Origin of the sequence: Nocardia sp. NPDC058658 (assembly GCF_042716665.1) — a bacterium.
Taxonomy (GTDB): domain Bacteria; phylum Actinomycetota; class Actinomycetes; order Mycobacteriales; family Mycobacteriaceae; genus Nocardia.
On sequence record NZ_JBHXRR010000014.1, the window covers coordinates 130,938 to 141,822 of the forward strand.

The window sequence follows — 10,885 nt, forward strand, 5'->3', positions numbered from 1 at the left end:
CGGCTCAATAAGCCGCCCAACCTAGGAGATTGGACCGCACGTGGAGATTTCGGGTTCCGCCGCCATTGTCACCGGAGGGGCTTCCGGCCTCGGTGCCGCCACCGCCAAGCGTCTCGCCGACGCGGGCGCCACCGTCTTCGGACTCGACGTTCCCGCGTCGATCGAGCGCGCGGGCGACAACGTCCCCGCCGGCGTCACCCTGATCGCGGCCGACGTGACCAGCGGTGACGAGGTCGCCGCCGCGATCGCCCAGGTCACCGAGGGCCCGGCGCCGCTGCGCATCGTGGTCAACTGTGCCGGTGTCGGCTGGGCGGGGCGCATCCTGTCCAAGAACGGCCCGCACGACCTCGAGCTGTTCCGCACCGTCATCACCGTGAACCTGCTCGGCACGTTCAACGTGATGCGCCTGGCCGCCGACGCCATCGCCAAGACCGAACCGGTCGACGAGTACGGCCAGCGCGGCGTGGTCATCAACACCGCCTCGGTCGCGGCCTTCGAAGGCCAGGTCGGCCAGATCGCCTACTCCGCCTCCAAGGGCGGCGTCCACGGCATGACCGTCCCCGCCGCCCGCGACCTCGCCCAGTTCGGCATCCGCGTCAACACCATCGCCCCCGGCATCATCGACACCCCCATGCTCGCCGGCGTCACCCCCGAATACCGCGCAGGCCTCGAAGCCGGCGTCCCCTTCCCCTCCCGCCTCGGCCGCCCCGACGAATACGCCCAGCTCGTGGAGTACATCGCGTCGCACGACTACCTCAACGGCGAAACCATCCGCATGGACGGCGCCCTGCGCATGGCCCCGCGCTAGAGATCACCTCGGCGAACGGCGCCTTGCTCACTGAGCAAGGCGCCGTTCGTCTTTCGCCGACGCACCCGCACAGCTGCCAGGTGGATCGCCTCGCGAATGATCTCGACCTCCTCGGCGCGAGAATCAGCAGCTGCCTTGATGGCGGCGAGATCCGACTCCTCGACATACACAACCTTGCGCACCAGTGGCATGCACACATCCTATCCGAATTCAGAACTAGTTCTGATATCATCGGCGCATGAGTGTGACGGCGAAATGGTCCGACTTCCTACGCGATCCGAACCGGGTCGTCGAAGAGATGGAGGCGAACGGGGAGGTCATCCTCGTTCGCCGGTCAGCACCCGCCGTGCGCCTGTCCAGTGCTGACGCCTCTGCCGCGAGCAACGACACCTTGTCGGCGATCATGCAGCTGCTCGCCGTCACGCTCGATGACGAGATGCTCGACCGAATGGTCGACCGGCTCGCCCTGGTCTTCCCATGGATCGAATTGCTGCCCGAAGCCTCTCGCGTCGAGTTCATGGGCGAGTTTCTCAGTTTGGCCAGGGGTGGGCTGGCCGTCGGTCGCGTCGATCGGCTCGGCACCATGCTCGAAGCCTGGAAAGAAACAGCCCGCGCCTATGCCGACCCGCGGATCAGCGTGGACGGGTCGGATCTGCACTACCTGGAAACCCCCGAGCCTGTCCCCGCACCGGAGGCGCACAGGTGAGCAAGAACTTCGGTACGGCTCATACGCAGGCACCACGTACGAGCGTTATCAGTACAAGATCACTGATGGCGGCCGACTTTGGTACTTCGTTGAGCCTGCGCCCAAAGGGAGTCGGACGGCTGGGCGGGTTCTGCTCGAGCGTTGTATGACCGCTCATCCCAAGGAGACCGACTAGCTATACCGGGCGAGTGAAGGTGATCAGGGATCTGCCTGGGCCGTTGTAGTTGGGGATGGGGCCGGTGACTGTGAAGCCGAGGCTGCGGTGGAAGTCTATCGAGGTGTAGTTGGTGGGGGAGGTTATGGCGGTGACTGTGGTGCGGTTGTCGGAGCGGGCGAGGGTGAAGAAGGCTTCGTAGAGGGTTCGGCCGAGGCCGGATTTGCGGGCTTCGGGGCGGACTGCGACGAAGTGGATGTAGGCGGCGCGGGGGTCCGACGGGGAGCCGAAACCTATGAGGAAGCCGGTGAGTTCCTCGTTGTCGGAGGCGATCAGGCTGGTTCGGTGGAAGTGGTCGAGGAACATTCGGGGGAGGTTGTGGACTGCTGCTCGGCCCCACCAGTTGTCGACTACGGTGATGATTTTGTCGTAGTCGTCGGGTCTTGCTCGACGGATGTTGTGCCCCACCATCACTCAATGGTGGACCTGTTGAGTCCGGTCAGCACCAGAATTGCTGGTGAACAAAACTGCCCGCTGCCGGAAGTGGGCAGCGGGCAGTTTCCAAGAACCAGGCTCAGACCGTGCGGGTCAGCCGCTCGGTGAGCAACTGGGCGAAGCGGGCCGGGTCTTTGAGTTCGCCGCCCTCGGCGAGCACGGCTGTGCCGTAGAGGAGTTCGGCGGTTTCGGCGAGTTCGGGGACCTTGCCCTCGTCGGCGTCGGACTTGCGGGCGTCGTAGGCGTCGCGCAGGCCGGTGACCAGCGGGTGGGTGGGGTTGAGCTCGAGGATGCGCTTGGTCTCGGGCAGGGCCTGGCCCGAGGCGCGGTACATGCGCTCGAGCATGGGGGTGAAGTCGTAGACGTCGCCGACCAGGCAGGCCGGTGAGGTGGTGAGGCGGTTGGTGAGCCGCACTTCCTTGGCCACGTCGGTGAGCGTGGTGCCGAGCCAGGTGAGCAGTTCGCCGAAGTCCTTGTCCTGCTGTTCGCGCAGGGCTTCGGTTTCCTTCTTCTCGTCCTCGGTTTCGAGGTCGACCTCACCCTTGGCGATGGACTGGAACTTCTTGCCACCGAATTCCGGGACCGAGCCGACCCACATCTCGTCGACGGGGTCGGTGAGGATCAGAACCTCGCGACCCTTGGCGGTGAAGGCTTCCAGGTGCGGCGAATTCTCCACCTGCGCACGGCTTTCGCCGGTCATGTAGTAGATCGAGTCCTGGCCGTCCTTCATTCGCTCCACGTACTGGGCGAGCGTGGTGAGCTCGGATTCGGAGTGGGTGGAGGCGAAAGACGAGACGGTGAGCAGGGTTTCGCGGTTGTCGGTGTCGGAGAGCAAGCCCTCCTTGAGGACTCGGCCGAACTGCGACCAGAACGTCTGGTACTTGGTCTGATCCTCGGCGGACTGCATGTCCTTGACCGTGGACAGCACCTTCTTGACCAGGCGCTTGCGGATCATCTGGATCTGGCGGTCCTGCTGCAGGATCTCGCGCGAGACATTTAGCGAAAGGTCCTGGGCGTCAACGACTCCCTTGACGAAACGCAGGTACTCCGGCATGAGTTCTTCGCAGTTGTCCATGATGAACACGCGACGCACGTAGAGCTGCACGCCGCGCTTGTGCTCGCGGGTGAACAGGTCGAACGGTGCGATCGACGGGATGAACAGCAGCGCTTGGTATTCGAAGGCGCCTTCGGCCTTCATCGGGATGATCTCGAGCGGCTCGTCCCAGGCGTGCGAGACGTGGTGGTAGAACTCCTTGTACTCCTCGTCGCTCACCTCGCTGCGCGGCCGCGTCCACAACGCCTTCTGCGAGTTGAGGATCTGGTCCTCGACAAGGGTCTTCTCGACCTTGTCCTCGCCTTCGCCCTCGGTGACCGTGCGCTCGACCTGCATGCGGATCGGCCAGGCGATGAAGTCGGAGTACTTGCGGACGATCTCGCGCAGCTTCCATTCCTGCGTGTAATCGAACAGGTGATCGTCTTCGTCTGCGGGCTTGAGTTCGAGAGTCACCGAGGTGCCCTGCGGTGCGTCGGCGACGGTGTCGATGGAGTAGGTGGAGCTGCCTGCGGCGGCTTCCCAGCGGGTGCCTTCGGTCTCGCCCGCCTTGCGGGTGGTGAGGACGACCTTGTCGGCGACCATGAACGTGGAGTAGAAACCGATGCCGAACTGGCCGATCAGTTCCTCGGCGGCGGCATCGGACTTGGCCTCGGTGAGTTTGCGGCGCAGGTCGGCGGTGCCGGATTTGGCGAGGGTGCCGATCAGGTCGATCACTTCGGCGCGGGACATGCCGATGCCGTTGTCGCGCACGGTCAGGACACGCTTGTCCTGGTCGATCTCCAGCTCGATGTGCAGGTCGTCTGTGTCGGCGCCCAGGTCTTTGTCCTGGTAGGCGGCAAGTTTGAGCTTGTCCAGTGCGTCGGAAGCGTTCGAGATCAGCTCCCGCAGGAAGGTGTCTTTGTTGGAGTAGACCGAGTGGATCATCAGCTCGAGGAGCTGGTGGGTTTCGGCCTGGAACTCGAGGGTTTCGACGTGCTGCTCAGTCACACCCCCGATGTTATTACCGTCCGAAATCTGCCAGTGAGGGAACCTCGACAACTGCCCGTGTCGACATCCAATCCCGCAGCACCTGGGTGGCCCGGACGTCGTCTTCGTTGTAGACGAACAGGCGAGTGCGCTGGGACATGTCGACGGCGTCGTCGTAGCCGACGGCCCGGCGGTACCAGCCCATCGACGCCTCGCCGCCCGCTTCCGGATCACGCCAGCCGAAGCCCGCCACGGGGGCGATCTTCTTGAGGCCCTTGCCGTTCGGGCAGATGAACTGCTCGGTGACGGCCTGGAACATGTCGACCCATTCCTTCGAATCGACGAAGGCGCGCACCTCTTCGTGGGTCGGGATGCCGGGGCGGCCCGCGAAACGGCGGGCCGATTCGTAGAGCCACTTGTCCTCGGCGGTGCGCGAATAGCAGTAGGCGGCAAAGGTTTTGCCTGCGGCGTGGGCTTCGGCGCGACGCTCCATCAGCCAGGTCCAGAATTCGCCGAACGAGCGGCCCTCGTCTTCGGTGGGCAGCGGGTCCCAGGTGACGAACGGGCGGTAGACATCGTCGAGCAGGGTGCCCCACAGGTAGGCGCCGTCTTCCTGGTAACTCTCCAGGTCGACGTCGATTTCCACATCGGCGCGACGCACGCTGACCTGCTCGAATCGGCGCACGAGAGGCGCGCCGTCGATCCAGGCGCGGGCGGTGACGACGGTTTCGGCGAACGGGCCGTGCTGCCAGTCCTCGGGGTCGTCGCCTTCCCACGCGGCCAGTTCGTCGACGGTCTCGATCCCGTGCAGCCGCAACACATCCGCGCGCGACCCGGGCGCGACCAGGCTCACATCCCGCATCTGCGCCAAAGTCGCCTCACAACTCGGCTCGGTTTCGGGCTGCTGCGCTCCCGCGGCCGCCCGGTCACCCTCCGCCTCGGGGCCCGCCGGTCGCTGCGCACCGGGCCCGCGCACCCACCACGGGCACTGCCTGCACTCGGGCACCTTCGACGGTTGCGTCGGCAGTTCGCCGCGCACCACCGCGATGCGGTCGGCGTAGCGCTGGTCGTAATCGGCGAGCACGTTGGTGAGGTCGTGGACCAGGATGCGGTCGGCGACCAGGCCGATCGCGCCGCCGATCAGGGCGGGGCTGGCCATGCCGTAGCGCTGCAACATGCGGTACAGGTGGGCCAGGCGCTGCTGGTCGCGCGGTTGGGGGCGCAGTTTCACGGTCTTGTCGCGGCTGGGCTGCCAGCGGAACAGGTTCGAGGTGAGCGGGTGGAAATCGGCCGGGTCGGGCCTGCGCGGGTCGGTGACCTTGTGGTTGACCACGATGATCGGGATGTAGCCGCCGCGGTCTTCGTCGCGCAGCAGGATCTCGACACCGCCGCGTCGACCGGTGTCGGTTTCCTGGGGCAGCAGTCCGCCCCAGATGCGGGCGGCACCCGACTCGATGGCCGCCATCGTGGCCGCGGCCTTGGCGCCACCGCGCAATTCGGGGTCGATCACCACCCACTCGTCGGGGGCGGCGGCGACCAGTTCGTCGCGGATCTTGGTGCGATGGGCGGTGGCCGCGTCGCGCCGCTGCTGCACGCCCGGATCCTCGCGCACCTCGGCGAGCACACCCGGATTCTCGGCGTCGAGACGAAGGCGATGGCGGCACCCGATCAGCGACCGGGCGTCGAGAAATGCGGTGCGGTTGCCCGCACCCTCGACGCCACTGCCTCGGTCACTCGTGCCCCCGCCTTCGGTGCTGGGGCCACCGCCCTCGGCGCCGCGAACGGGCGCAGCGGAAGCGGGGACCGGGCTACGCACCGGCCCGCCGTCGAAGTTGTCCTCGGCTGCACGCACGCAAGCAGTATGGGCCTTACCCCCGACACGTTGCCCAATCGCTACCCTGATCCCACTAGGCTAGGAGCAACGGTAGGCCGCTCGGACGCGGTACTGCCGCATGACTCGGCGAGCATGACGGAGGGCCTGATCCCATGGGGTTGTTCAGCAAGCGGAAGCGGCGGCCGAGCCGGCGCGCTGAGGCGAAAGCACTCAAGCACAAAGCCGCGGTCGAGGCGAAGCTGAGCGCCAAGAACGAGCGCAAAGCGGCCAAGGCGGGCGAGCGGGTGAACCGACGCGCGGCCAAGGCACAGGCGCGTACGGCCGACAAGGTGGCCAAGGCGCAGATCGCGACCCTGCAGGCCGAGGAGAAGGCCGCTCAGAAGGCCGCGGCCAAGGCCGATCGCGAACTGTTCAGCGCGAGCCAGATCCGCAAGTACATCGGGGTTGCCAGGGTGCTGATCCCGGTGCTCGCCCCGCTGGCCTACCGCGGCGCGACGCTGGTGCGCGGGCAGCTCGACGCGCGCAAGGCGCAGCAGCTCGGCATCGGCATGGATCAGCTGAGCGAGTTCAGTGGGCACGGTGCGCGGCTGCAGGCCCGCATCACCAACACCGAGGACGCGCTCGACAAGATCGCCGCCGACAAGGACTCCGACGGCGACACCAAGAAGTTCGTCGAGGCAGCTCGCTCGCGACTGACCGATCTGAGTGTGGCGGTGAAGACTGCCGAGCAGATGCCCGCCGCGCGCCGCAAAGCTGTGCACGCGTCGATCTCGGCCGAACTGCAGGTACTCGAGAACGACGTGCTCGCCCGCCTCGGCGTTCGCTGAACCTGACGTGAACACGCCGCAGCTCACCTCCCGCCTGCGCGGTGGTGGCTGCGGCGTACTCGTCGGTGGACTTGCCATTGCCGCGCACGGCATCGGCGGTGGTGGGGTGCCGCGGTCGGCGGAACTCGCTCTGCTGCTGCTGGTTTCGCTGGCAGCGGGCATGTTCGCCGAGGGCCGACCCGTGAAGGGTGCCGATCGGCATTCACCGATCGTTCGTACAGCCGTGGCGTTGCTCGGTGGGCAGTGGGCCGGGCACTTCGCACTGTCGGCGACGCTCGACCATCACGATTCGCTGCTGCATCTGCCGAGTGCGACGATGACCGCCGCGCACTGTGTCGCGGCGTTCGCCTGTGCCGCACTGATTCTCGGTGCCGAGCGGTTGTATCTCGTTGCGTCGAGCGTGATCCGGGCTGTGCTCAGCAGCCCGTCCGCTCGGGTGCGGCGTGGCGCGCGCTGGGTTGCCACTGTCGCCGTCGTCAGCGGCGCTCGTCCGAAGGGTGCGCGATGTCCACGCGCACCGCCGCTGTTCGCCTGAAACACGACGACATCGAAACTCTTCGGACGACAAGGCAATCCATGTACAACTTCATCACCCATGGCACCGGGACCGTCGCGCTCGCGGCCGGTTTGGTGTTCGCCGCCTGTGGGTCGGCGGCCGCGCACGTCAGCGTCGAGGCGCCGGGCGCCGCGCAGGGCAAGTACACCGTCGCCACCTTCAAGGTGCCGACCGAATCCGACACCGCGTCCACCACCGGGCTGCGCGTCACGGTGCCGAACCTGAAAAGTGTTCGGACCGAACCGATGCCGGGCTGGAACTCGAGTGTCGAACGCAATGAAAAGGGCGAATCGGTCGCCGTGGTGTGGACGGCCGCGCCGGGTAACCCTGGCGTCGGGCCGGGGCAGTTCCAGCGGTTCGTGCTCTCGATCGGCCCGCTGCCCAGCCAGGACACCGTGAATTTCCCTGCGCAGCAGACCTATAGCGACGGCAAGGTCGTGGCCTGGGACCAGCCGAGCACCGGCGGCGCCGAGCCTGAGCACCCCGCCCCCTCGCTCACACTGACCGCGAAGGGTGGTGCCGAAGGTGGCGATCACCACGTCGCTTCGGGCGAAACCGCCGAGGACGGGACCGACAACGTGGCCCGCTGGATGGGCGGGATCGGCCTCGCACTCGGTCTGTTCGCCGCGGCGCTGGGCCTCGGCCTCGTCTTCCGCTCGCGGAAGTCCTCGTGATGGCGGCGGATCGCCGCGGTCGCCAGGTCCGGGGCGCGCAGAACTTCGACACCCTGGACCGGGACACGCCGCGCCCCGGACCGCTGGACCGGGGCGCCGAGCGCACGTCGAGGCGGCGCGCACCCGCCCGTTTGCTCATGGCCCTGTTCGCCGTGCTTTTTGCCTGCGCCTTCGCGGCAGCAGGCACAGCGAGTGCGCATTCCGGTGCGGTGAGCAGCGTGCCCGAGAACGGTTCGACCGTCGAGGTCGGACCGGCGCGGGCCAGCGTCACCTTCAATGAGGAACTGCAGCAGAACTTTCCGTCGCTGACCGTGATCGGACCGGACGGCAGACTGTGGTCCAAGGGCAACGCGCTCGTCGAAGGGCGAAGTGTCAGTGTGGAAGTGGGTGAGCTGGGGCCGGTCGGTGAGTACACGATCGCGTTCCGGGTCACCTCGGCCGACGGTCATCCCGTCAGCGGGACAAGGACTTTCACGCTGAGCAAGGCGGGCACCGGCACGCCGGGCGCGCGGCCGGGCGAGGACGAAGCCGATGGCGGCGGCGACGGCGGTGTGCCCGTGTGGGTGTTCATCGCCGGTGGCGTGGTGCTGTTCGGTGCGGGCCTCGCGGTGGCGTTGCTCGGCGGCCGGTCCGGTCGCAAGAAGTAGTCGACGATGACGACCGGTCGCCGGGTGCCTGCGCGCGCGCAGTGGCGAGTCCTGGCGCCGGTCGTCGTCGCGGCGCTTGCCGGGGTGGTGCTGGCGTGGATGTTGCGTCAGGGCGTCGCTGCGGTGGCAGTCGCGCGGGTGCTCGCCGACGGTGCGGGCGCGGTGGTGATCGGCCTGGCCGCGCTGCCCCGGATCGACGACCGGCTCACGGTGAGTTGGCGGCCGCTGGCCGCGGTGGCGGGTGTGTGGTTCGCCGCCGAGTTCACGGTGCTCGTGTGCGAGGCGGCCGAGATCGTCGGCGTCTCGGTGACCCGGCTCGACGCGGGCGATTTCCTCACCTTCCTCGGTCGGCTGAGTGGCGGTCAGATCGGCATCGCGATCCTGTTCTGCACCGGCGCGATCGCCTGCTACGCGGCCATGGCCTTCCGCCGACCCGACACCGCGTCGGCCGATCTGGTCCTGGTGTTCGCCGCGGTGGCGTTGTCGCTGCGCCCGATCACCGGCCACATGTCCCAGCAGATGTTCGGTTCGATCCTGGCCGCGATCCACGCACTGGCCACCGCCTGCTGGTGCGGCCTGCTCCTGGCGATGGCGGCGACCCTGCGCACCCGTGGCGAATGGGCCGTGATCCTGCCGCGCTTCTCCACCCTCGCCGCTCCCCTGGTCGGCATCGTCGCCCTCACCGGCGTGATCAACGGGTTGGTCCGCCTCGACAGCATCACCGGTCTGTTCACCACCGGCTACGGAAGAATCCTGCTGGCCAAGCTCACCATCCTGTGCGCCCTCGTCGCCCTCGGCTGGTGGTGGCGCCGAACGTGGGTCCGCAAGGCCGCCGACCACCGCGTCACCGCCGAGACCTCGCTGCGCAACGCGACAATCGAAATCCTCGCGATAGCGGTGGCATTCGGCCTGGCAGCGACGCTGGCCGTGACCGCTTAGTCACCTCGGTCACGTTCGGCGTCGAGCGCTATTTCCGACATTCCGCACCGATTAGAGTGATCGCCATGACCGAAGTGAGGATTGTTGAAGACGGTGACGCGCCCGCCGAGACAGCGTTCGCGTTCATCAACGACTACCGCAACCTGCCGAAATTCTGGTACGGCATCGAGTCCTTCACCCCGGTCACCGCGCAGACCGACGGTGTGGGCGCGAAGTTCGACGGGAAGATGAAGCTGGGTCCGGCGTCGCTGACCTCGCGCATCGAGGTCGTCGGCTGGGAAGAGGGCCGGTTGATCGCCACCAAGTCGATCAAGGGCATCGAGATCGTGTCGACCTTCAAGTTCATCCCCAAGGGTGAGGCGAAGTGCACCGTCGACGCGCTGATCGACTTCAATGTCGGCGGCGGCATCGCGGGCAAGGTGCTCGGCAAGACCATCGAGCCGTTCGTGAAGATCGCGGTGAAGCACACCACCGACGCCCTCATTCGCGAGATCGAGAAGACCTACCGCGAACAGCAGGCCTGAGCCTGACAGAATCTCCTTCATGACCGAATCAGCGAATGTTGTGGCCACCGCCGATCTGGCCGATGAGATCGGCCCCGAGATCCGTAGCTGCGATACGCAGTTCATCCAGTTCGGCGGGCGTGCCGAATTCGCGGGCCGGATCACCACGATCCGCTGCTTCCAGGACAACCTGCTGGTCAAGCAGACCCTGAGCACACCGGGCGAGGGCAAGGTGCTCGTCGTAGACGGCGGCGCGAGCGTGCACACCGCCCTCGTCGGCGACATCATCGCAGGCCGCGGCGTCGACAACGGCTGGGCCGGCGTGATCGTCAACGGCGCCGTCCGCGACTCCGCCATCCTGCGCACCCTCGACATCGGCGTAAAAGCCCTAGGCACCAACCCCCGCAAGAGCACCCAAACCGGCACCGGCGAACAAGACGTCCCCGTCGAATTCGGCGGCATCACCTTCACCCCCGGCGAAATGCTCTACAGCGACTCCGACGGCGTAGTCGTCCGCGCGGAGGACTAAATCCCCAACCCCGCCATGACCGCACACCCGGCCACACCGCACACCCCAACCCCGCCATGACCGCACTCCCAACCCTCACGCCCGACCCCTAGGGAGGGCCGCCGCGAAGCGGCGTAGCGGCCCGGCCGCGAGTTAGCCGCCGTTGCGTCGAGGCGCAGCCGACAACCACGCCGCCTAAAACGCCGACCCAACA

General features: G+C 67.0%; 13 protein-coding genes. 9 read left to right on the forward strand and 4 right to left on the reverse strand.

The genetic code is table 11. From position 1 onward, the window contains the following. Positions 1–40: 40 nt before the first annotated feature. Positions 41–808 carry an SDR family NAD(P)-dependent oxidoreductase gene (locus tag ACFWUP_RS20445; RefSeq protein ID WP_379236507.1) on the forward strand — a complete coding sequence of 256 codons (768 nt, stop codon included), beginning with the start codon at positions 41–43 and terminating at the stop codon, positions 806–808. Here ACFWUP_RS20445 and ACFWUP_RS20450 read toward each other — a convergent pair. Continuing rightward, positions 805–999: a hypothetical protein gene (locus ACFWUP_RS20450; protein ID WP_379236509.1), complete on the reverse strand. Its 195-nt coding sequence runs from the start codon at positions 997–999 to the stop codon at positions 805–807. The two genes, ACFWUP_RS20445 and ACFWUP_RS20450, sit on opposite strands and share 4 nt — an antisense overlap. A 47-nt stretch (positions 1,000–1,046) precedes the next feature. Here ACFWUP_RS20450 and ACFWUP_RS20455 point away from each other — a divergent pair, with 47 nt between their 5' ends. Continuing rightward, positions 1,047–1,514 carry a hypothetical protein gene (locus ACFWUP_RS20455; protein ID WP_379236510.1) on the forward strand — a complete coding sequence of 156 codons (468 nt, stop codon included), beginning with the start codon at positions 1,047–1,049 and terminating at the stop codon, positions 1,512–1,514. A gap of 175 nt (positions 1,515–1,689) precedes the next feature. Here ACFWUP_RS20455 and ACFWUP_RS20460 read toward each other — a convergent pair whose 3' ends face one another. From ACFWUP_RS20460 to ACFWUP_RS20470, 3 genes are all read right to left on the reverse strand, one after another. Continuing rightward, positions 1,690–2,139, reverse strand: a complete 450-nt coding sequence (locus tag ACFWUP_RS20460) for a GNAT family N-acetyltransferase (RefSeq protein WP_379236512.1) — start codon at positions 2,137–2,139, stop codon at positions 1,690–1,692. A gap of 103 nt (positions 2,140–2,242) precedes the next feature. Beyond that, on the reverse strand, positions 2,243–4,204 hold the full coding sequence (htpG, locus tag ACFWUP_RS20465; protein WP_379236514.1) for a molecular chaperone HtpG: 1,962 nt from the start codon (positions 4,202–4,204) through the stop codon (positions 2,243–2,245). Positions 4,205–4,217: 13 nt separating this feature from the next. Next, entirely contained in the window at positions 4,218–5,855 is a 1,638-nt protein-coding gene (locus ACFWUP_RS20470) for a TM0106 family RecB-like putative nuclease (RefSeq protein ID WP_379236541.1), read from the reverse strand. A 314-nt stretch (positions 5,856–6,169) separates the two neighbouring features. On the opposite strand from ACFWUP_RS20470, the gene ACFWUP_RS20475 reads away from it, so the two are divergent. The 7 genes from ACFWUP_RS20475 (at position 6,170) to rraA (ending at position 10,692) form a co-directional block, all read left to right on the forward strand. Further along, positions 6,170–6,844, forward strand: a complete 675-nt coding sequence (locus ACFWUP_RS20475) for a DUF6474 family protein (protein WP_379236516.1) — start codon at positions 6,170–6,172, stop codon at positions 6,842–6,844. A 7-nt stretch (positions 6,845–6,851) separates the two neighbouring features. Continuing rightward, positions 6,852–7,379, forward strand: coding sequence for a hypothetical protein (locus ACFWUP_RS20480; RefSeq protein ID WP_379236518.1), 528 nt, complete (start codon positions 6,852–6,854; stop codon positions 7,377–7,379). Positions 7,380–7,420: 41 nt separating this feature from the next. Then, entirely contained in the window at positions 7,421–8,074 is a 654-nt protein-coding gene (locus ACFWUP_RS20485) for a YcnI family protein (RefSeq protein ID WP_379236543.1), read from the forward strand. 137 nt (positions 8,075–8,211) lie between these two features. Next, positions 8,212–8,721: a copper resistance protein CopC gene (locus ACFWUP_RS20490; RefSeq protein ID WP_379236544.1), complete on the forward strand. Its 510-nt coding sequence runs from the start codon at positions 8,212–8,214 to the stop codon at positions 8,719–8,721. A 6-nt stretch (positions 8,722–8,727) separates the two neighbouring features. Beyond that, positions 8,728–9,660, forward strand: a complete 933-nt coding sequence (locus tag ACFWUP_RS20495; protein ID WP_379236520.1) for a copper resistance D family protein — start codon at positions 8,728–8,730, stop codon at positions 9,658–9,660. Positions 9,661–9,725: 65 nt separating this feature from the next. After that, the gene (locus ACFWUP_RS20500) at positions 9,726–10,184 is read left to right on the forward strand and encodes an SRPBCC family protein (RefSeq protein WP_379236521.1); all 459 of its coding nucleotides are present in this window, start codon (positions 9,726–9,728) and stop codon (positions 10,182–10,184) included. 19 nt (positions 10,185–10,203) lie between these two features. Then, positions 10,204–10,692, forward strand: coding sequence for a ribonuclease E activity regulator RraA (gene rraA, locus ACFWUP_RS20505; RefSeq protein ID WP_379236523.1), 489 nt, complete (start codon positions 10,204–10,206; stop codon positions 10,690–10,692). The last annotated feature ends 193 nt before the right edge of the window (positions 10,693–10,885 follow it).